We start from the raw sequence: 23,123 nt of genomic DNA, 5'->3' as shown, positions 1-23,123 counted from the left end.
ACTAATAAATTGCATATAAATAGAAAGAATAATGAGAAAAATAAAAATTGCAATCCTTTTAACATTAATACTAAATGTTGGTTGTTCAGATTCAAATTCCGAATTCGATAAAACTTTGACTAATTTTTCGGATGTATTAGCAGAAATTAATTCAGCAGAATTAGAAAAGATTACAACCAAAAAAGGATTCAATTCAATAATGGATTGGTCAGATTCTTTGAGGAATACTAAATTTTTACATGATCTTTCCGACGATTTAAAAAATGGTGGAGATGGGATTTTTCATACTAATGATTTGGATTCAATCATAATTTTATCCCTAGGGGAATCAGATGAAATAGTTGGTGCAACAGGTGGAGCTTTATTTTTAAGAAAAATTGATACTGTATATAAAATTGATGAATTTAGAGGTGGAAAATAAAAAAGAAAAAGAGTTTTAATGAAAAAAAACATAATTATCATAATATTAATTGCGATTCCTATACTCTTATGGAATTTCAGATCAAGTTTGAATTCAGAACCAATTTTAAATCATAAAGATTATCCGAATTCATTGGAAGTGGTTAAAAATCAAAAGGATGAATTGAGGAAGTCAAAATTTAATACTGAGGAGTTTGGAAATAAATTTATTGACTTAATCGATAAGCAAATATTTCCTTATTGGTATGGAACTCATTGGGATTATAACGGAATAACAGAAACTCCAAATAAAGGATCTATTGCTTGTGGATATTTTGTAACAACAACATTGAGAGATATGGGAGTTCCAATCAAGCGTGTCAAAATGGCTCAAGCTGCTTCAGAAAAAATGATTAAAACCTTAGTTAGTAAAGAGAATATTTATCGATTTTCATATTTGAATATTAATGAATTTGAAAGAGAACTAAATAAAATAGGAGATGGACTGTATATAGTTGGTTTGGATAATCATACAGGGTTTATTCTTTCTAATGAAAAAGGGGATTTTTTTATACACTCTTCGGGATATTATCCATGGCAAGTTGTGAAAGAAAAATTATCTAATTCAAAATTTATAATTCAATCTAAGTATAGAGTTATTGGGAAAATTAGTTCAGACAAAAAATTTATTTCAAGCTGGGTTAATTCAAATTGAAAAAATGTTGTCAAATAAAATTTGAATTTTTGAGGTAGGTTAAATATAAAAAACAAAAAATATACAAGCCGACATAAATAATTGAAAAAAAATAAAATATATAATAATGATTGAAGAAAAATTTATTGAAATATCAGAAGAGTTAAATTGTAATTATAGACAAGAAAATACGAAATATAATAATGTGTTATCTGGAAGTAATTTACCAGTAACAGATCATTATTTAGAAATTGAATATAAAGATTCATTTATCAATTTGAGTTATGAATTTGGAAGTCAAAATATTGCTGAAATAATTACTGAAATAGAATTAAAACAACCAAAAGAGGATTTTGAAATTTCAACTCGTAGTCATTTTAAAAGATTGTTTGTGCAAAATAAATCACCATGGAAAATAAAAAATTCTAATCCGGTTTTAAAAGGAAAAATCTTGAAACTACTTGAGGAATCTAAACTTACAGAGATTGCTAATGAATCTACATTTGAACCTTTAATAAAAGGAAAGGGAACTAAAAATAGATTTGAATTAACAACGAGATATAGTTTAGCATTCGAAAATAAAGAAGAATCTATTTTGCCAATTATAAATTTGAATAAAAGAATAATCGATTTATTATTGGAATAAATAAAAGTCACTAATAAAAAGTAAATTTTACTTTTGACGTAGGTGAAACATAGAAAACAAAACATTATTAATAAAGCTATGACATACATCGAAAATACAAGAAAATTTGAAGATTTGTGCGAAAAATATTCGACTTGGATAATTAAATATCGTTCAGAACGTTTCCATAAATCAATATTTATAATTTGGTACAGAGACAATAGTGAAAACAAAACTGAACACATTTTGTCTTATAAAAACGGAGAAATTTTTATTTCCGAATCTTTGACTGAATTAAGGAGGGAAATTCAAATTGAAAAAAATGAGCTGAATAAGTCTGAAAATGTAAATCAATGGTTGGAAAATACTAAAGGAATGGAAATGGTTGAATCTACGACTTATGACTTGATTTCTTTAATTAATGATTTGAAAGAGAATTTTTCAGATGTAAAAACAATTGAAGGTTTTTCACATTTTATAAGTTTATTCGATGATTATATAAATCAAGACCAAAGGAATCAATATCTTCAGGTAGATATTGATAACGAATTAATACAAAAAACTTGGGATTATTATTATGATTTTATTTTTTGGCCAAGATTTAATGATAAAGAAAAATTTGAATTATGGAATAGACCAAAATTAGAAATTGATACAGAAAAATTAATATCAAAATTTCAAGACATTATCTTAAAGTTTGAAAATAATATGAAAAGAAAACCATTTGCCAATATTAGATAAAAAACATAAAGTACTAGGTGTTGTAGTGTATTAGAAAATGAAACAAATAATTATAATATTAACAATATTTTCTTCGTTAAATTGTTTTGGACAAAAATGGCATTTAAATAAAGTTGATGAAAATGAAAAGTATCCTTATGAGTATTGGTTCCAATTTGAAAACTTAAAAAATACTTGCTCTTATCAATTGTTTAAAAATTTTAAAGATCAAAATTCACTTATTGAATTATTTGATAATCAAAATAGAAAGGTGAATTCTTCAATAATAAAAGTGATTAATATTGAAAAAGGAATTGAAACGGAAATATATTCTGATTTTGATGGGAAAACAAAATTTAAATTTGAAAGAGGGAAGTATCGTATTAAAGTAGAGTCATACGGGTATGATAATTTTACTTTAGAATTTGAAATTAAAAAAGATGAACAGATTAAATTAAAAATAAAATTAGGTTTAGCACCTGAAGTTGAAGTTTATCAGATTGATTCAAAAGCAAAGTTAAAAGAAATTGATATTATTGAAATAATAGAATGTGTAAGAAAAAATCGAACTGAAAATATAAACGATTGCTCTGATTGGGGAAATTATATAATATCGATGCATATATAAAAAATAATTATTTATGAAACGGGATAAGTTATTCTTAATAGGTTTTGCTTTATTCATACTGATTCCAATATTTGGACTTTGGATGCACAAAACTTTTTTTTATGAATACGAAATGAATCAAATAGAATCTGACCTTAATAAAATTGAAGGAGTTTCAGTAGTTGATATTTGGGGACTTAATGATATTACCCTTGAAAATATTGGTGCAAAAATAAAAATTGAAGGTAAAGGAGAAATTAAGCTAATTGATTTAAGTTCTGATGCAAACAACTATCCAGATAAGGTTTTAATATCTGAGATAGGAGGTTATTCCTTTAGAGTATTTTCTTGTACAAATTATAAAGATAAGGGTTTTCAAAAAGGACTCGGTAATACGATTAATATTTCAGATAATTCAGAAATAGGAAAGCAAATTGGAATTAAATTTAAAAATCCACAAGTAGTTATTGAGAACTATGATAATATTTTAAATGCTGTGAAATCACTAAAAAAAGTGCCTGAAAGGAATTACTTTAAAAGCGAAGAAAGAGAGTTTTATATTTTAGTCTATCAAGATGAAAACGAATTGGAATCTCTTTTTGAAAAACATGGAGTTACTAATTTAGCCGATTTTCAACTTACATTTAATTTTAAAAATCCAGAATGTGGATGAAAAATAATTTTAATAATGAATATCTATTTTAGATTAAAAATAAAAACTACACATAGCAAAGAACTGGGTTAGAACCATGTAAAAAAACTTAATTTTATACAATATTTACTAAAGCATATTAAAATTTATTTGATATGCTTTTTTTAATTCAATTCTTTTGAAAACCTCTGTTAATACATGTTTGATAGTTGATTTAAATATTTATTTTCTTTACTTGTTAATAATATTGGATTCTTCTATATTTGGACATCTGCTGCTATGAAAATTTAAATTTTACAGAAATTATTTTATGGTTACAGGTATGATAGAAATAGCAGGAATTCTTGTTATAGTTATGTTGCAAGTAATTAGAAAAATAAAAAATGAAAATAGAATTAGAAGAATTAGAATCAACAATTAAAAGAAAAATTAGTTTTAAATATAAGCCTGAATTTAAAGAAACTTATAGACCAACAATAAAAGAAAATTATGTAATCCCATTAATTATTGAAGTTTTCAATGAATTAGAATGGGAGATAGTTTTTACAGATGGAAATTCAGTAGAAGCTAAGCATAACGGAGATTATAATAAACAAAATGAAAAAATAACTGTTGTTAAAAAAACTTCTGGAAGTTTAGAGATATCTAGTAAATCCTTAAATTCAAACCTAACAGATTTTGGGAGTAATTCAAAAAGAACAGGTTTGTTTATAGCTTTATTTAAGCGATTAGAAAAAGAATATAGTAATTCTGGTAAATTAGAAGAATTAGAAAAAGAATATAATTCTAAATATGGTTGGGAAGATTATGAAGTACCTAACGAATTAACTCCTCCTAACGAATTTCCAAAATCAAGAATTGAATCTTCCATCGGAGTAGGTTTAATTAGTTCAATAATTATTGGATTTGTAATAGGTTTTCTTTCGTTAAATCTCGGATATATTATAGGCTTGTTTGAATTTGGAATAGGAATTTCGATTGGATATTTATTTGGAGTTTCTCTGAAAAAGAAGAACTATTTAGATTTTGATAGGATTCGTCTGTTATTAATTGGATTTTCAATAATTTCTTTTATTTCAAGTCAATATTCACAATATCTCATTATTCTTTCAAATAATGATTTTTCAATTAGTTTTTTTGAATTTATCTCTTTAAAAATTAATAATGGATTAAAAATAAAAGAATTAAATCTTGGTTGGATTGGATTATTAGTTAGTTGGGGAATTCAACTTGTTTTACCTATTTATATAGCTCAAGTAAAAACATTAAACATTTTAATGAATTATCAAATTGAAAAAATTCCAGAAGATGTAATAACTTTTGTATGTTACTGTTTAGAACAAGATAAAGATTTAGAGACAATAAGAGCTGAGTTATCTGAAAGAGGTTGGAAAAAAGAATCAGAACAAGATCAAGTGTTTATTGCGATTGATTGTATTTCAGGAATAAATGAAAGTAAAAGAGAATAAAAAACTACTTGCAACAAAATGTAAATCATAAAGCTTTCCGCAGGTGCAACACAAGCTTCATGACTTACAAAAATCGTTGTACAGTATCGAATTAAATTAAAGAAAATATTATAATCAATTGATCAAAATTTAAAATGAAAGAGTGGTTTAAATATGAATTAGGATATGTAAATATTGATTCTGAGAATATTTATTTAACAGGAAGTGGAAATTGGAGTGAAACGAAAAACCTAGAAGAGAAAACTAGAAAAGTTTCAAAAAAAATAATAGAAGGAGTTCAAGTTTGTTAGGATTCATAATTATTGTAATAGGAATATTAAGTTTTTTAATGATTAAAAATATACTTAATGGAAAAACTTCAATAACTCTAATAATTATTACAATTGCAGGAGGTTATAAATTATACGATTATTTAAAATCAGAAATTGGATCTAAATTCCTAAAGATAAAATTAAAGAAATTACAACTGAAGGAAATAATGTAGTTATCAAGTTTACAAATGGAGAAAAAAATGAAGATATTTACACCTTAATAAGAGTTGATTCAAAAGGAAAAGAAATAATTGAAAAGTTGAATGAAACGCTGTACAAAAAAGTATGAATTTCACCTCCTGCCACAGATGCGACACAAAAAGCGAAACTTACACAAACCATTAGGCTACATCTTATAAAATACCTAGAATTAAGATGAAAAATAAGTTGAAAAAACTATAAAGGTTAATAAATGAACTTGATAGACTTTAAGCGAAATCTTGAGAAAATTAAAAATGGTAACGAAAGTTTTGTTTTTTCTCTTTCAGAAGGTGCTGATGATTTAATTTTTAAGGAAGTTGAAGAACGGTTGAAACTTACTATACCAGATAAAACAAAAGAATTTTATAGATTTCACAATGGTTTTAAAACATTACAACCAGACTTTGAATTATTCTCAATAGAGAATTGGATACTTTTAGAAAATAAAGAAATTCATTTCGCAACATTTGATAATAAAATAAAAGTGTATTTAAAATCATCGATTATTAATTCAGCAAATCAATGGACAATTATAACTCATGATCCAGAATATAAAATTACTTTGACTATGGGGAGTTTTTGGTCAAATAAGATTTGGAAATGGTTGAGATATGAAAGAGCAATATGGTGTGATGAATTTAAAAAAGAATAAAAACGCAGCCTGACAAAGTGTAAATTTCACTTTCTGCCACAGGCGCAACACGGAAGAAGAAACTTACACAAACCGTTGTAGTTAATTTTAAAAAACAATAATATAAAAAAAGAAAAATCCAAATAGATAATTTATTGGATTCTAAAAGAATATAAAATCAATTGAATAAATGAAAATAGTATCAAATATATTAAATAAACCAAAAGCAGAATGCCCAAGATGTTTAGGGAAAGGAAATGTTGATTGGAATGATATTAAAAGATTAAAAAAGGAATTAAGCTGGTTACCTGGAAAATGTGCTTATTGTGATGGGCAAGGAAAGGTGAAATCGAATCAAATAAATAAAGTTGCAGTAGATACAAGTTATTTAACAATGGATTTATCTTTAAAAGAAAGAGAATTAATTATTGATAATAACTTTGAGGCAACTGAAAAAGGTAAAATGCGTGAAAGAGAAAGAGAGGTATTTATCGAAGAGGTTAAATACTTAAATTCAATTGGGAAACTTAATCCTGAGCAAATATTTGATTTTTATTTAATTAAATATGAAGGGTTTGATATAAGTGAAGAATGGAAAATCGATTTCTTAAATTATATAAAGAAAATAATAACTCATAACAAAGTATAAGATTTACTTTTTCTTTATACACAACGCAAAAGTGCAAAATTACACAAGTCATTAACGGAAATGAAATGAAAATAATAAATATCATACTAATATCAATTGTAGTCGGTCTGCTTTATAGTTGTGGACAAACAGTTAAAGAATCGGACACTAATATCAAAGTAAAAAATGATGTTGATAATTCTTTAATTGATACTAAGAAATCGACTCCACAAAGAATTGAATCAGAGAAAAAACTAACTAAAGAAGAGAGAAAAAAACAAATTGAGGAAGAAGAAAACATTGATAGTTTAAGCCTTGATTTTGCTTTAAAAGATGCGTTTAAAATTGCGAAAAAAGAATTCCAAAATGACAACTTTATAAAGGAATATGAAATTCAATCTTACGATAATTCATTTTCAATCTATATAGAAATTGAAATTAGCGATGTTTTCAAAAATGGAAGTAAATACTTTCTTCTGCGTAGACATGTACCTTGGGCAACCTACATAAATATTTATAAGATAAAAGGAGAAAAAACAGAAGAATTAATTACAAGAGAACAAGGTGAAATGACATATATTCGAGACACAGTATTTGATGTAAATGGAGATAAATTAAATGACTTTCTTGTTCATTGGTATCCATCATCAGGTTGCTGTAGAAGAAATGTGTATAATGTATATTTGAATCAACCAGATGGAAAGTTTACATCCGACTATAGGTTTATAAATCCAACCTTTTCAGCGAGTGAAAAAGTAATTAGAGGAGTAGGGTATGGACACCCAGGTGAAGTTGGACTTTATAAATATAAGTGGAATGGACTTGAAATTGATACTTTAGAGTTTATTTATCCAGATGTTTCTCAAAAAGGACAATTTATTAAAACAATAAAAAGAGAATATAGACCAACAGATAAACAGGGTAAGGTATTAAAAGAAGTTCCAAAAGAATATTTAGAAATTGAGAGTTTTGAATGGTTTTCAGAGTATTAAAAACAAACCACAAACAATATATGAAAATGCATTACAACACATTTTACATAAAACATTAGGGAAATATTAAAATGAAAGAAAAGATTGAATATGGATTTTGGTTTTGGAGTCATAAGCTGACTGGGATTTTAACCATGCTCGCAGAATTATCAAAATATGATTTGGACGAAATCGAAATTGAGAGTATAAAATACAAATTGATTGGAACAAATGATGAAATGAATCAATGGTCAAATTATCGATTTGAAGGAGAGAGCTTCACGATGGATTTTCAATTTGCTTATGATGCAGAAGAAAAATCAGATATGATTCACATTCTGATTAAAACGGATTCTATCTTAATGGAGAAACTTGAGACATTGAATTTGTTTCAGTGTATGTTTAAGGAATTAGAAAATGAATATTAAAAAAAGAACTAGCCAATAAAAACTAAAATGCATGCCTAACCAACCTAACCATTGCACGATATTTTAGTCAAATTGTTGAGCACATTAAAAGAAAAATGAAATACATAAAACAATTACTTTTGATTGGAATTTTATTCCTAATAACTCAATCGTCCTTTGGACAATTTCTCTATTCTGAAAAATATGAAGATTGCAAATTGAGCCGATTCTGTCTTGATTGCGGAGAACCAAAAGCCGAATTACCTGAAGATGCTGCAGAGAGTATATTAAACAGTTTGAATCAAAAGAAGCTTAAGAAGATCAATGGTTCGATAAGAGTTCAAATTTTAGTTGACACTTTAGGAAGTGCGTGTCTTTTAAGTTCAGAGAACAGGACAAATGTTAGCTCTAAAAAACTGGGCTTGCAAAACGCTATTTATTCAATGTCTAAATGGACTCCTTCTATGAAAGACAAAAAAGCTCAAAGTGTCTCCGTTTCTCTTGAACTCGTTTTTCAGAATGGAAAATTAGGAATTAGAAGACTTCAATTTGACTTTAAAAATAATACTAATTTAAAATCCGTTGGAACACCTGATATCAAGGGTTCAGACGAAAAAGATCTTTCAGTTCAATGGACTGTATTAACACAATCAAATTCAAAACTTCCATGGGATATGACCAGAACTGTTTTGTCTACTAATGAAAATATATGGATTGGTACAGATAATGGACTTGTAAAAATGACTGATGATCAAATGGAAGTTTTTGGAGTTACAAATTCCGCTTTAAAACCAGTTAAATACAATAAAAATAGAGCAACTTCAATAAGACATGGTGCATTAGATGCTAAAGGGAATATTTGGTTGGCAGCAGGTTGGGAAGCATATAAATTTGACGGTAGCAATTGGACTGTTTACGATTCAATCAATTCACCTGTTGCTTGGCCAAGGAAAATCTACTCTGATAATTTTAATAATGTTTATCTAACTTCATCGCAAGGTTTAGCCAAGTATGATGGGGACAATTGGAATGTAATTGATACCTCTAATTCAAAGCTACCTTCTAGTAATGTATCAGGGGTTTATGTTGATAGTCAAGATCGTTTGTGGATTGGAACATATGAGGGTAATATTAGGATTGACAAAGACAAAACCATTGAGTTTAACGAATCTGACTCGCCACTAAAAGAAGGTTCTATCTCACAAGTATTTGAAGATAGCAAGGGTAATTTTTGGTTCGATCTTTACAGTAAAGACAAGACAAAAGCAGGTATGTGGCTTTTGAAACCAAATGGAGAATGGACTTCCATAAGACCAAAGAATTCCAAGCTTTTCTCTAAGAACGATATAAATGATTTTCTGCTTGATGAAGAGAATGGAGTTTTATGGATTGCATTAAATAGCGTAGGACTTATTCGTTATGATTTAGAAAGTGACAAATGGGAAATTTATACACCCGAAAATTCCGAAGTTCCAAGCATTCATGTTATGAAGTTAGCTAAGGACAAAAACGGAATCATTTGGGCTGCGACATTTGCAGGAGTAATTAAAATGAAAAAATAAAAATTAGTTACAATAAATAACTGAGCTAAAAAACTAAGTAAAACAATCTTAATCTTATAAGATATTTATCTAAGCATATTAAAATTTATTTTGATATGCTTTTTTTAAACCAACTCTTTTAAAATATAGTGTTTATAAGTTTTTGATAGTTGATTTAAATATTTATTTTCTTTATTTGTTAAAAAAATTGGATTCTTCTATATTTGGACATCTGCTGCTATGAAAATTTAAAATTTACAGAAATTTTATGGTTACAGGTATAATTGAAATAACGAAGATTCTTATTACAATTAAGTTATGCATAATAATGAAAAAACTTAAAACTATATCCATTTTAGTCATTATTTTATGTGGTTTGTCGTGTTCTCAAAAAGAAAACCGACCACCTGATAACAGTTATGAAAAGTTTGTTGATGGTTTAGTTGAATTACAAAATCTTGCTGACATAAAATTTGATAAAAAAGACAGCACATATTATTGCGACTTAGATTTCGAGAGTTACCTCACTTACTTTGATCAGCTTAAAATTGATTCGAATTGGTCGCTTGAGTCTCATTATAGACACTTCGGTGATGCTGGTAGACCATTAATATTAGCATTTGAAAGGAACGACTCGCTCGGAATGAAAATTAAGGACAAACTATCGAAATCTGTTAAGGAGTTTGATGGAGAGTTTGCAGATTGGAAACTATCCGAAAAATTATTTGATTATCAAGATTCGGTTGAATACTTAACACCTATTCAAATAAAATCGGATTTTGGATATTTTCAATTTTTGGTTTTCTCACTATTTGGTGACAACTATTGTAAATTTGGGCATTCAAATTATGGCCACACAGACCTGATTACTTCGAAACAGAGAATTAAAGAGTTTACAGAATTAAAAAATGACTTTTATTATAAGTTTTCGAATAATGAAAAGTTACAGGCCTTATCAATTGACCCAGAACCCAAAATAGTAGTACATAATAATGATTCCGTGAGTGTTAGAATTGTTACGCTAGGACCTTGGGAAGGGTTCATTGAAAGAAAATTCAGTATAACACAACAATGGCCTCATAAACTTAGACAGTATGAAAAAACTGTTTTATTAGAATATGATTGTGGTATAATGTTTTAAAATAATAAAAAGTGCATTGCAAGTTATATGGTTGTTTGTGCAACTAAGTGTATTTTAAATTTTTAGTTTAAGTAAGAAAATAAATGAACGATTATAAAATTTTTAGCTATGGAAGTTCAGATTGTCCAGATTTGAAAAATTTTTCACCTAAAGAAAACTTTTTTATATCAGTAGAAATTGATTTTAAGAAATTGAACGAAGAAGGAGTAGAAACTTTTTATTTCTTTTTATGTGATAAACTTGGATTTGAAAATCAGAAATATTCAGAAGAATTAAATCATATTGAAATAATTGAAAAATATTCTTTTGACATTGTATTAAAATATATAGAAGAGAAAATTGAATTGAAAATGAAGGAATTAAATAATGAAGGTTTTTTGGATTATATGAATTCAAATTTTAATATAGAGGAATATAAAAGCTAATAACAATGTACAAATTTCACTTATTGCTCTAGGGGCGCAATACAAGAAATTAAACTTACACAAACCGTTACATTTTTAGAGAAAATGAGTAATAATATTATATCGAAAATCAAAAATAACGTTCAGGATAGGAATTCTGAAGCTTGGAAGAAGTTTTGTGAATATGTCGATATTGTTGCTGAGAAAGGCGATGATGTATTTTCTCCAAGGGATTATTTGAGAGATGAATTGTTTGCTCAGATATATACTTTGCCAGAATCTATCAAGAAACTAAAAAAAGTTAAGAAAGTTTGGCTTTATGGAAGTAATCTTAAAAGAATTCCTCCTGAAATTGGTCAAATGGAATCATTAGAATATTTTGATCCATATACTTCATATGATTTAAAATGGTTTCCGTATGAACTTACTAAATGTAAGAATTTAAAGGACAGAAGAATAAGTGCAAGAGCTCTTTTTGGTAATTACAAAAATAGAAAACCGTTTCCTAAGTTGGATCATAATCCGGTGAGATATGAAGGAGAAAGAGTCAAGTGTAGTGTTTGTGATAAAAGCATGTCTTATAATGAGACAAATCAACTATGGATTACATTAAGAATAGATACGGATAATGTGCCTTTACTTACAAATCTATGCTCAAAAGAGTGTGAAGACAGATTACCATTGCCTCCTAAAGGTTTTAACCAAACTCCGCACAAAGGTGGCGCAGAATTAAAACAGCCAACATATGAAGAATGGGAAAAAGCCAATGTAGTTAAAATGACAATGGAAGATGTCAAAAAGATGACTCAAAAGAATAAAAATGAAAAGCCAAAACTATTGAAATTAGTAAGGAAGATTTGGGAGAAATAAATAAACCAATATCTGGTATGTTTAAATACTTTTTATACTAATCATTGTTAAATATTTTAATAAAGTTTTGTTACGAGATTTGGAGTGCATTTAGGTTATAGATTTTAATTAAAAAGTGAATAAAAACATTGTATAATAAAGGATTTTTTTAAAAATCAAGTAAAACAATTATTGAAAATGACGAAAAAAAAACTTTTAATCATCACTTTAATACTTTCAATCGGAAGTTCTTTCGCTTGCATAAATGAGTATAGAACACTTTTAACAGGAGAAGTCGTATACACGGATCCTTCAAGCGGAAAAGTGTGGAATAGAGAAATTGATACTTTAAAATTGATTAATAAGTCTGAAGAATTATTGGCTGCGTATAAACGTTCTGATTCTTTAGAGTACTATTCTGATTATGCAGCTACACTGACATATTTAGGAGAATATCAAAAAGCAAAAAAAATCTATGAAGAAATTGAGCAGATAAAGCCGAATCTGTATACTACTGCTTCTAATCTTGGGACTATTTATGAACTGATGGGTAAACCTGACGCTGCATTAACTTGGATTAAAAAATCAATAGAGTTAAATCCAGAATCACATAAAGGCTCTGAATGGATTCATATCAAAATTTTGGAATACAAACTTTCGAAATCAGCTAATATAAAAACTTCAATTCTAGGGTTAGATTTTGGAAATAGTAAAATACCAACCAATCTAAATAATTATGATCTAGAGAAGTTAAAAGATCATATTTGGCATCAATTGAGGGAAAGAACTGCTTTTGTTAAACCTAGAAATATAATTGTTGGTAATCTTTATTTTGACTTAGGAAATATTTTAGCTCAAATAAGAGATGTTGAAGCGGCTTTGGAAAGTTACGAAGCGGCTAGAGAGTATGGATTTGAATCAGAGCTAATGAATGATAGAATTTCTGAATTCAAATCACTAGCTAAAAAAGCAGAACGAACTGAAGCAACAATTGGATTTGTAAAACAAAATACTATGACAGTTCTGTTTATAGCATTTGGAGGGTTCGTGTTATTTATCATTTTTGTTATTTGGATAATCAAAAGAAAACGAAAAATGTGAAACTTATACAAACTGTTAGTAATAATTAAAGAAAAATGAAATTCAAATAATGCAAAAAACTGAAAAAGAAGCTAAAATAGAAATAAGGAAGAAATTAAATAAAAAGAAATCTATTGAAAAATATATTAAGTAAGAATTGTAATGAAAAATATAATAACCATATTAATATCATTAGGTGTTGTAATTACGAATGATTTAATTGGTCATTTTTTTGCTCCTAATGGAATTTTGTTTACACCAATTGTAATAATTATTATTTCAATTTTGGTAGGAATTTTAAATGATAAATTAAGTCCTATTTGGAAAAGTATTATACTTGCAGGATTAATAATGATTCATGATGTTGGTATAAAATTATATTCAGGAGGAAGGCATGATCATCAAGGACTTGGAGTTGCAAATCTTATGCTTGTTTTAGGACTTATACCTGCTTTTGTAATATTGGTTGTAGGAATATTTAGGGCAAAAAATGAGTCGAAGTTGCATAAATGGATTGCAATTTTTTTGTTTTTAGTACTTCTAATAATTTATTTACTTCTGTTTAATGATTTAGGACTTGGAAGACATTACTGGTATGAATGGAATGGATAAATAAAAATGTACTTCAATAAAGAGTTAAGCTTAAAATCAAGTAAAATGATTTTAAAAGAAAAATTTTAAAAAATAGTTGAAAGTTTTAAAGAGTATAAATACTGACTAAAGTGTTTAAAAATAAAATATATGGGACATAAAAGTGTATGTTTAAAATGTTATAGAGTGGAAAACATTGGAGTTGATTTTACAAAAATGAAAATTAATAAATGCCCAATATGTTCAAATCAAATGATTTTTTTAAATCATAAATTTAGACCACCAAAAAAAACAGAAAAGAAAAAGTGGGAGCTTGTGAAGTTTTTAATTTTTAATGGATTTCCTTTTCAACACATTTATAAAAATGGTAAATCAGATTGTTTTAAAACAGAGGCTGATAATTACGTTGCATATCCCAAAAATCTGCATGAAGCAAAAGAGTTTGTGATAAAATATAAAGATCAAAAAATAAAAACGAACCACAGCAAAGAACTGAGTTAAAAATAAAAAAGTTCATAAACATTTGGATATCTGCTGCTATGAAAACTTAATTTTTACAAATATTTTATAGTACAGATATAATAGAAATCAAAGAAACAAAAGAAAAAAAATACTAAATGAATCATTTTAATAAATTTTCAATACTTACCCTGATATTTTTTACAATAAATTTTAGTAATTCAATATTAGCCCAAACTAATAACGGAAAAGAATTAATTGCTAATGAAGTTATTAATAAAACTATTTCTGCTGAAGAAAATCATATTTATACGATTGAATTAAAAAATGGTATGGCAGTAATAGGAAAAGTTATTCAGAAAGGATTTGATCTTGTAATTGATGTTTATAAACCTGATGGGAAGTTTTTAAAACAGATTGACAGTCCTAATGGAACGGATGGAGATGAGGCATTTGATATTACTGCCAATCAAACTGGTAAATACAAATTTGTAATTCATTCTTTAGAAAAAGATTCTAAAAATGGTAATTATACCTTAAAAGTAAATCAAATTTTAAGTTTACTAGAAAATACTAAACGAATTACTAAAAGAGAACTTCCAACGAAAACATTATATAATTTATGGGAATCATCTCTAACTGATAAAAGTGTTATTGATACTTTTATTTCCAATCAATCTGAAAGGCACATAATAGAATCTATAGAAGGTGATCATAAAAATATGTTGGTTACATATTTTTGTGTGCCAAATGAAAATACGGAATATGTAATGTTAAGTGGAGGTCCTGATTTTTTAGGATTACGTTTTCAGCGCTTACCAAACTCAAAACTTCATTTTGTAACACAAAGAGTTCCTAAAGACGCACGATTCAATTATGGGTTTAATTATTTTAATTTAGATAAAGCAGGGCCAAACAATGAGATTGAATATAGAAATGTTCAACATGCTTACGATGGAGTTGTAGAAATGCCAAATGCTCCTAAACAATTATACATAACTGAAAGGGAAAATGTAGAAAAAGGTTCTTTAATACTTACTTCTATAAAAAGTAAATATTTAAATGAAGAAAGAAAAATCACCATACATACACCTGCAAATTATAATCCTCAAGTAAAACATAATTTATTGATAGTTTTTGATGGAGAAACATATGGAGCAAGATTAAATCGTAAATCAAGAATTCCAACTCCAACTATTATGGATAATCTTATGAGTGATAAAAAAATCCCTCCAACTGTTACGGTTTTAGTTTGGTCAATGAGAAAACGTAGTAAAGATTTGATTAGTGAAAATTTTGGAGATTTTATTGCTTCCGAACTTATACCTTGGGTTCGTACAGAATACAATATCCATTCTAAGTCTGATAAGGTTATTTTGGCAGGTTCTAGTCGAGGTGGTTTTGCTGCAAGTTTTATTGCATTAAATCATTCAGATGTTATAGGGAATGTTCTATCTCAATCTGGTTCATACTGGATTAAAGGAACAGAAAATGAAAATCATTGGATTTATCCTGAAAGTAATGGTAAACTGATAAATGAGTATATGAAAAGCGAACGACTACCTATAAAATTTTATATGGATATTGGGCTTTATGATGCAGGAGCTTCTATGCTTGGAATGAACAGACAATTTCGAGATATTTTGAAAATAAAAGGTTATAATGTGGATTATTATGAGTTTAAAGGAAGTCATAACTTTGTGAATTGGCGAGGAACACTTTCTGATGGATTAATATCTTTAATTGGATTGAAATAAGAAAACTTTTACGTAAGGGATATTAGAAATAATAAAAAATCTTGTTGTAGTTATGTTGCATACAAGTGAAAAAAATATGAAAGCAAAAGAATTTATAGAGATTATTGAAAAATATAGTCCAAATTTACCGCCGAAGAAAATATTAGAAAAAGTTGATTTTATTCATAATGGAAAAGAAGATTGGAGCGAGAGTGATGATTTAAAATCAAAATTTAGAGAAAAAATAGTGGAGCTTATATTTGATTCAGAAAGAAATAATAAAAGAGAGTTTATAAATTATTTACTTAAAGCTGAAATTGAATAATGTCGAGAAGAAACAATGTTAACTGAAACATTACGACAATTAACTTTTATGTTATATTTAATCGGAAAAATAGAAGATATACCTCTATTATTTGAAGCTAAAATGGATACAAGTTTTGATTCACGTTGTGGATTAGATATTGAATTAATTTTTGGAAAAGATAAAGAAAAAGTGAAAAATTATTTTCGTATAAACAAACATGAAAATTATGATATAGTAGGCTGTATTGAAGAGTATGAACAATATGAAATTAGATCACCTAAAGAATTTATAGAAGGAATGAATTCTTATTATGGAATATAAACTTGAATACAACAAAGAACTGAGTTGAAAATCAAGTAAAACGATCTTAATTTTAAACAATCTTAAACCAAGCTTATTAAAATATTATTTTAATAAGCTTTTTTGTTTTAATCTATTTTCAAATACCTGATGCAATCTATTTTATTCATCAAATTATTTTTATTTATAAAATTAAAATATTAGAAAATTTGATTATTTTATGTTAAAATACTAGTTTTAACGAAAATTTCAAACCTTAAGTGTATACTCCCGTTGTAAGTAATACGGAAATCGTCTTAAAATTGAACATTTGAACTAAAAAAACAAAGTAAAAACAACACATTTATTTTTTACCAACGTGAAATGTCGAAGCCAAAAAAATAAAGAGCTGTTTTTAGCCAATGCTAAACAAAATTGATAAAAAGAGAAAGAATGGTATACTATAATAATGAGGATATTTTTGATGATGAACCTATAGAATTAGCAATCAGATTTGAAAATAAAGCAATAACTACTCTTAATAAACAAAATAAAGGAAGCTTTGAAGAATTAAAAAGATGGATTGAAAACAAATCAATAAAATGCTTCTTTCAAAAGAAAAATGAAGATGAACATAAAGTAGTTTTTCAAATTGAAAATAAGCAAATTGAATTTACTTTAAAATGGCAAGAACAAACTTTTGACTATAAAATAATAATAAATCAAAAATCAAAAAATGTAATATCTGAAATTCAACAACTCAATTCAGATGAATACACTATAGTCGAAGATTGTTTTATAAAATTAATAGGTTTCAAACAATCTAATTTTCCAAATAGAGAACTAAATAAATTATTTGTAAGAATATGTAAACTTGAAATCTCTCCAAAATCAGAAATTGAAAACCAACAAGAGATTTGGGATAAATGGATTGAAGCACAACAACTCATTCTTAATAAAAATTCTCAACCATTAGAAATAGTCAAATACGACCAACCGATTAGCATTCACGAATCACTCTATCAATTTCGAGTTAAGTTAAAGCAAGAAGAAAATTCCGAATTTAAGAATATTGAAAAGATTATTTCAGAAGAACCTTTCAATTTAAACGAACGAATAAATTCTGATGGAAGTCTGTTTTTGAGGTTTAAAGATATTAGCGATGTTTTAGATAGAGTTATACAAAAAGATTTTACAACCATACTCGAAAGAAATAAACAAATTGCTTGTGTTCTTAAAATCACACCTTTTTCTATATCAAATAAAATTAGTAAAACATTTAACAATCGTTTTATAGTTTCAAATAATAGCGATACAATAAATATTTATATAAATAATTTATCTCAAAAACAAGAGGTTGTAGATAAAATGTTTTTAGAACAATTTTACTTCAAAAGTTACGGAGCAGAATTCGAAATTGATTGGCATTGCAATATAAAATTAGATAAAGACTTAAATATTAGTGACCATTTATTGAGACGATTAAGACATAACGTTTTTTCAAAAAAACATAATAATATTGATAGTCTTAAAAAAATGTATCAAGAATTAGTTACAATTTTCGGAGTTGATAAAGTTAGGTCAAAAGTGTATTTACAATTTGAACAATCTAGAGTTAACGAACAAGTAAAATTCGAAAATTCCACGTTTAATAACACTTTTTGGACTGAAATTAAAAGAGAATTTTATTCATTTGATTTTGATATAAATGTTAGTGAATCTCAACAAACAGTAGCTTTTGATTTCGTTGACTTTTCAGATTTAAAATTAAAGCACGAGAAAATTAAATCTTTAAATCGGTTTAATATTATACTCACACCATTAAATGACGATTTTAAATTCAAAGTAAAAATTGATATCATTGCTAAGAAATCTAAAAGAGAAGAATTTTTAGATAAAACAAGACAAATAGCGAGTTCTGAATTCTACATTGATAAAGGAGATAAATTTGAATACAAAAAAAGACAGATTGTAATTGGTAATCTAAATGGTAGAAAGTCAGACTATAATCATTACGTTTTTAATTTACCTTACAAATGGCCAAACGATAAACGTCAAACAGATAAATTCTTCAAGTTCATTGAAGAAGAACCTAAAATAAAATTTGTTACACCAAATTTAAGAGGCGACCAAGCCAAAATATCTTGGCTAAATGAAGCGATGAGCAAGATTACTAATCCAAAAGAAGGATTAGATTTAAAACCAGTAAATGAAAAAATAAAAGATTTTATTTTTGATAGCTCAAAAGCAGAAGAAATATATAAAAACCTCTCTAAAGACGAGGAAGAATGGAATGAATTAAAAAGACACGAATTACTGATATTAAACGATTCTCAAAGAAAAGCTGTTTTATCTGCTTTAAACTGTACTGATTTAGCATTACTTCAAGGTCCACCAGGAACAGGTAAAACAACAGTAATAGCAGAAATGATTTGGCAAATGGTAAGAGTTAATCAAGAACAAAAAATTCTTTTAACTTCCGAGACTAACCTTGCTGTAGATAACGCATTAGAAAAATTACTCAACAAAAATCACACACTAGTTAAGCCAATACGTTTTGGAAGAGCTAGTAAATTTGAGGAAGAAGGAAAAAAATATGCATTTGAGCGTATAATGAAGTGGATTGATGAAAAATTTGAATCTGATGACAATTATGAAAATGAGGTTTTAGAGGAAGAAGATGTTGAAATAGTTGAAGAAGATTTTTACAATAATTCTGTACAATTATGGATGCGAAGAATTGCGAACAATTCTCAACAATCTAATCCAAAATATAGTGAGATTATGAAAGATTGGGCTTTTGAGATGGCTCAACCTGATAAGGAAATGAAAACCATATTTAAAGATAAATACTTTAAATATGCGAATGTTGTTGGTAGTACAAGTAGTTCAGCTGGAAGCCCAAATTTCGGAGCAGATTATCAACGAATTTTCAATATTGAAAATCAAACTGATAATATTGATATTGGACAACAATACAAAAGGTATCGTACATCTGTTACCAACGAAAGTATAATCAAATCAATTAGTGGAGAGGTTTCAAAAGAAAAAATAATTAGAGTTCTTCTTCGAAGTGGAAAGGATATTAAAAGTGCGGAGAAACTTGCTAATTCCTACTTTAGATATGGTTCAATGATTAATAATAGAAATACAACTTCTTTAAAGCCTATTGAATTTGATACAGTAATAACAGATGAGGCAAGTAAAGCGACACCACCAGAATTATTACTTCCAATGTGTTTTGGACGCAAAAATATTATAATTGGTGACCATAGACAATTACCACCAATGCTTCACGATAAAACATTTAAAGAAACATTAGAATCACTTGAAACAACAGAAGCTAAAGAACTAGCATCTGAAATTGATAAGAACTTTGTAGAAACTTCTCAGTTTGAAAGATTAATAATGCATCCTAAAGTTTCTCCTACAATTAAATCTACATTTAATGAACAATATAGAATGCATCCAAAAATTAACAATGTAATTAAACAATTTTACTTGGATGAAGGTGGTCTAGAACCTGGAGAACCTATAATGAAAAATGCAAATGACACCAACCTAAATAACCCATTTTCTAGACATCACGGATTTTTACTTAATAAATTTATTAATCCAGATATTCATACTATATGGGTTAATGTGGATGAACCAGAAGAATTAAGCGGAACATCAAGAATAAATAATTATGAAATTGAAGCTGTTGAGCTAGTCATAAAACTTCTTAAAAAATCAAATGGATTTGAAGATTATATGAAGCATTGGGAGAACAGTAATGACCAAAATAAAATTCAAGAAGAAAAAGAAATCAGTTTAATAAGTTTTTACGGACATCAAGTATCAAAATTAAAAGAAGTTGCCTTAAAAGCAAGAAGCAAATATAATATACCAGTTCGATTAAATACTGTCGATAAATTTCAAGGTATGGAAAGAAATATCATTATTGTTTCCACAGTAAGAAGTGATAAAAAAATAGAAAACGGAATAATAAAAACAAATAAAGATATTGGTTTTGCTAAATCACCTAAACGATTAAATGTAGCACTATCAAGAGCCAAACGATTATTAATAGTCGTAGGCAATAAAAATATGTTTTACAGATTTAAAGACAAAAATGGGAACCAAATATATAAAAATGTAATTGACACTATAAACAATGAAGGGATTGTTGTTGATTTCAAAACCTTAAAAAAAGAATTTGGTAATAATGAATAATATAGATTACAACATATTTAAAGCTATAGAACAAGATAAAAAACTAACAGAAATATATCTTGGCTATCAACCTTTTGACTGGTTTTTTACAACAGCAAAATATTCTGCAACTTGTACTGAAGCGGTTGAATTCACATTGTTTGACAAAACTATTTGTGGTTTACTAAATATTGAAAGCTCGTTAAGTTTTGAAGATATAGGCGAAATTTTAGGTTTTAATGTAATAGACAATCCTTCTCAAAAAAAATATAAAGATTATGCTGAATATGAAATCTTGAGAGATGCTTTACAAAGTTTAGAAGAATTTGAAATGATAACTACTGGAGATAATTCTTATTCTTATTGTCAATTGACAGATATAGGAAAAGAATACTTCCAAAAAGGTAAAAAATTTAAAGTTCATACAAATAAAAGATTTGAGTTATATTTTGATAATACAAATAATGAACATTCAACAGCAAGAGACAATTTTGAGTTTTTGAAAAGTGTTAATACAGAGGAAAATTTATTTAATTCTAGGATTGATTATGAAGATGAACAACTATTAAAATCATTTTCAGAAAATCAAATCCCTGAAATTTATAATGTTGAAAGAATGAATTCTTTTAAGGATTCTATTCTAATCGAAAAAGAACATAAATCAACTACATTATATGCTGTTTTTTTAGTTGACGTAATTTCTGGGAAATACAGAACTCTTGTTTACGAAGAATTTTCAAAAACAATCAATGACTATTTTTCTACATATTTAAGGAACAATAGAGAAAAGGTAGGTGATTTATTTTCTCAAGTTTTACAAAAATATAGTTTATTTCAAAATCCAATTTCTGATGATTTTTTATATAGAGAAGAATTAATTAAATCTCAAAAAGATATTGAAAGGATAATAGTTGAAGATAAAAATATTTCAGAAGAAATCTCTAAAAACGTCAATCAACTAAAATTTATTGAGCCTTTTATGTTTATTGATAGATTAGATACAATTATCAAAAATTCAGAAAATGAAGTTTGGCTAATGTTTGATAAGGTGTCAAAATTATTAATTGAAACTTTATCTAAAGTAATTAAAAATATTAATGATAAATATCTTTTTATATATCTCCCTGTTAATGATGGGTTAGAAGTTGAATTAGAGGGGTTTAAAAGTAAAGTTTCCGAATCTTTAAACTCATATTTAATAATTGGAAACATAGACGAGTTCAATGTTATAAGCCAAAAAACGAATAAAACATCTATATACAAAAAAGATAGTTTCCCTCTAAAAATAAGTGGTAAATCAATCAAATATCAATTCGTTAAAAAATATTTAAATGTAGATGTTAAAGGGCATATTGAAACTTTTAGACGAGATTTTGCTAATGAGTACTTGGAAAATATTAGCAAAGAAACAGATTCTCTAATTTTAGAAAAAGTCAATAGTGATGACTTATCTAATTATAGTACTAAAGAAATTGAAAATATTGATTTTAAAATAAGACCATTTTACAATCTATCTGAACACGATTTAATATTAAATGAAATTAAAGAGAATAAGACAACATTGCTCAATGCCGTCAAAAAAGCTAGAAAAAAGAAAATAGAAACTTTTATTGATTCGGTGTTTGAAGAAATTCAAGGTTTAGACTTGTCTGATGAAAGGAAATTTAAAACTTTAAAATCAAAAATAAGTAAAGAGAAAGAAAAATTTGAAGAACAAGAAACAAGTTTATTTTTAGAAGTAGAAAAGAAGTTTTTACTTAAAGAAAAAGAATTTGAATTAATAAAAAAGAGGAAATCAATAATTATTGATACAAATATATTAATAGAAGAACCAAAAATAATAGACAGAATTGGTTCGCTTCAAAATATTATATTTTCTGCTAAAGTTATTGATGAGCTAGATAGTTTAAAAAATAAAAGTGAAACAAAAGTAAAAGCACAAGATGCAATTAGAGAAATCCGTAAACATCAAAAAAAGGGAAATATAAGTTTTAATTCAAGCAAAGTAAATAACCTGCCTGATGATTTAGATAAAAAATCACCTGATAATATGATCTTATCTGTTGCATTGCAATACAAAAAAAGAAATCCTATTCTTTTAACTAATGATAAAGGCTTACAAATTAAAGCTGAAATGTTAGAGATTCCAGCTAAAACAATTACTGAATTAACCTCTTTACTTTCTCTCAGTAAAAAAAGAAGAACTAAAAATAGAAAAAAACTATAA

24 protein-coding genes are annotated in these 23,123 nt (G+C 26.8%); all 24 read left to right on the top strand.

Going from position 1 to position 23,123, the window contains the following annotated elements:
- Window positions 1-31 precede the first annotated feature (31 nt).
- The 24 genes from I0K12_RS19585 (at window position 32) to I0K12_RS19470 (ending at window position 23,123) form a co-directional block, all read left to right on the top strand.
- Window positions 32-421 (top strand): hypothetical protein, encoded by a 390-nt coding sequence (locus I0K12_RS19585; protein WP_196889871.1) that lies wholly within the window; start codon window positions 32-34, stop codon window positions 419-421.
- A gap of 18 nt (window positions 422-439) precedes the next feature.
- On the top strand, window positions 440-1,114 hold the full coding sequence (locus I0K12_RS19580) for a hypothetical protein (RefSeq protein ID WP_196889870.1): 675 nt from the start codon (window positions 440-442) through the stop codon (window positions 1,112-1,114).
- Between the two features lie 106 nt (window positions 1,115-1,220).
- A complete protein-coding gene (locus I0K12_RS19575) occupies window positions 1,221-1,739 on the top strand; it encodes a hypothetical protein (RefSeq protein ID WP_196889869.1) in 519 nt (172 codons plus the stop codon).
- A 78-nt stretch (window positions 1,740-1,817) separates the two neighbouring features.
- Window positions 1,818-2,459, top strand: a complete 642-nt coding sequence (locus I0K12_RS19570; RefSeq protein ID WP_196889868.1) for a hypothetical protein — start codon at window positions 1,818-1,820, stop codon at window positions 2,457-2,459.
- Between the two features lie 37 nt (window positions 2,460-2,496).
- Window positions 2,497-3,066, top strand: a complete 570-nt coding sequence (locus I0K12_RS19565) for a hypothetical protein (RefSeq protein ID WP_196889867.1) — start codon at window positions 2,497-2,499, stop codon at window positions 3,064-3,066.
- A gap of 13 nt (window positions 3,067-3,079) precedes the next feature.
- The gene (locus I0K12_RS19560) at window positions 3,080-3,718 is read left to right on the top strand and encodes a hypothetical protein (protein WP_196889866.1); all 639 of its coding nucleotides are present in this window, start codon (window positions 3,080-3,082) and stop codon (window positions 3,716-3,718) included.
- Window positions 3,719-4,080: 362 nt separating this feature from the next.
- Window positions 4,081-5,166: a hypothetical protein gene (locus tag I0K12_RS19555; RefSeq protein WP_196889865.1), complete on the top strand. Its 1,086-nt coding sequence runs from the start codon at window positions 4,081-4,083 to the stop codon at window positions 5,164-5,166.
- Between the two features lie 134 nt (window positions 5,167-5,300).
- Window positions 5,301-5,456 (top strand): hypothetical protein, encoded by a 156-nt coding sequence (locus tag I0K12_RS19550; RefSeq protein ID WP_196889864.1) that lies wholly within the window; start codon window positions 5,301-5,303, stop codon window positions 5,454-5,456.
- Window positions 5,457-5,889: 433 nt separating this feature from the next.
- Window positions 5,890-6,330, top strand: coding sequence for an SMI1/KNR4 family protein (locus tag I0K12_RS19545; protein WP_196889863.1), 441 nt, complete (start codon window positions 5,890-5,892; stop codon window positions 6,328-6,330).
- 169 nt (window positions 6,331-6,499) lie between these two features.
- Window positions 6,500-6,958: a hypothetical protein gene (locus tag I0K12_RS19540; protein WP_196889862.1), complete on the top strand. Its 459-nt coding sequence runs from the start codon at window positions 6,500-6,502 to the stop codon at window positions 6,956-6,958.
- Between the two features lie 65 nt (window positions 6,959-7,023).
- Complete coding sequence (locus I0K12_RS19535; RefSeq protein ID WP_196889861.1) at window positions 7,024-7,929, top strand: hypothetical protein; 906 nt, start codon at window positions 7,024-7,026, stop codon at window positions 7,927-7,929.
- Between the two features lie 71 nt (window positions 7,930-8,000).
- Window positions 8,001-8,336, top strand: coding sequence for a hypothetical protein (locus I0K12_RS19530; protein ID WP_196889860.1), 336 nt, complete (start codon window positions 8,001-8,003; stop codon window positions 8,334-8,336).
- Between the two features lie 422 nt (window positions 8,337-8,758).
- A complete protein-coding gene (locus tag I0K12_RS19525; protein ID WP_196889859.1) occupies window positions 8,759-9,877 on the top strand; it encodes a two-component regulator propeller domain-containing protein in 1,119 nt (372 codons plus the stop codon).
- 355 nt (window positions 9,878-10,232) lie between these two features.
- A complete protein-coding gene (locus tag I0K12_RS19520; RefSeq protein WP_196889858.1) occupies window positions 10,233-10,997 on the top strand; it encodes a hypothetical protein in 765 nt (254 codons plus the stop codon).
- An 83-nt stretch (window positions 10,998-11,080) separates the two neighbouring features.
- Complete coding sequence (locus I0K12_RS19515; protein WP_196889857.1) at window positions 11,081-11,422, top strand: Imm8 family immunity protein; 342 nt, start codon at window positions 11,081-11,083, stop codon at window positions 11,420-11,422.
- An 84-nt stretch (window positions 11,423-11,506) separates the two neighbouring features.
- The gene (locus I0K12_RS19510) at window positions 11,507-12,271 is read left to right on the top strand and encodes a hypothetical protein (protein ID WP_196889856.1); all 765 of its coding nucleotides are present in this window, start codon (window positions 11,507-11,509) and stop codon (window positions 12,269-12,271) included.
- 177 nt (window positions 12,272-12,448) lie between these two features.
- Window positions 12,449-13,351 carry a tetratricopeptide repeat protein gene (locus tag I0K12_RS19505; RefSeq protein ID WP_196889855.1) on the top strand — a complete coding sequence of 301 codons (903 nt, stop codon included), beginning with the start codon at window positions 12,449-12,451 and terminating at the stop codon, window positions 13,349-13,351.
- Between the two features lie 141 nt (window positions 13,352-13,492).
- Complete coding sequence (locus tag I0K12_RS19500) at window positions 13,493-13,942, top strand: hypothetical protein (RefSeq protein ID WP_196889854.1); 450 nt, start codon at window positions 13,493-13,495, stop codon at window positions 13,940-13,942.
- A 195-nt stretch (window positions 13,943-14,137) separates the two neighbouring features.
- Window positions 14,138-14,422, top strand: a complete 285-nt coding sequence (locus I0K12_RS19495; protein ID WP_196889853.1) for a hypothetical protein — start codon at window positions 14,138-14,140, stop codon at window positions 14,420-14,422.
- Between the two features lie 116 nt (window positions 14,423-14,538).
- Window positions 14,539-16,137 (top strand): alpha/beta hydrolase, encoded by a 1,599-nt coding sequence (locus I0K12_RS19490; RefSeq protein WP_196889852.1) that lies wholly within the window; start codon window positions 14,539-14,541, stop codon window positions 16,135-16,137.
- Between the two features lie 52 nt (window positions 16,138-16,189).
- Window positions 16,190-16,441 (top strand): hypothetical protein, encoded by a 252-nt coding sequence (locus I0K12_RS19485; protein ID WP_196889850.1) that lies wholly within the window; start codon window positions 16,190-16,192, stop codon window positions 16,439-16,441.
- A 48-nt stretch (window positions 16,442-16,489) separates the two neighbouring features.
- The gene (locus I0K12_RS19480) at window positions 16,490-16,744 is read left to right on the top strand and encodes a hypothetical protein (protein ID WP_196889848.1); all 255 of its coding nucleotides are present in this window, start codon (window positions 16,490-16,492) and stop codon (window positions 16,742-16,744) included.
- A 411-nt stretch (window positions 16,745-17,155) separates the two neighbouring features.
- Window positions 17,156-20,917 (top strand): AAA domain-containing protein, encoded by a 3,762-nt coding sequence (locus I0K12_RS19475; protein WP_196889846.1) that lies wholly within the window; start codon window positions 17,156-17,158, stop codon window positions 20,915-20,917.
- Window positions 20,910-23,123: a PIN domain-containing protein gene (locus I0K12_RS19470; RefSeq protein WP_196889844.1), complete on the top strand. Its 2,214-nt coding sequence runs from the start codon at window positions 20,910-20,912 to the stop codon at window positions 23,121-23,123. Before I0K12_RS19475 ends, I0K12_RS19470 begins: the two co-directional genes overlap by 8 nt.

Origin of the sequence: Aureivirga sp. CE67, from assembly GCF_015767245.1 — a bacterium.
GTDB lineage: Bacteria > Bacteroidota > Bacteroidia > Flavobacteriales > Flavobacteriaceae > Aureivirga.
This window is presented reverse-complemented; position numbering and strand designations above follow the sequence as displayed.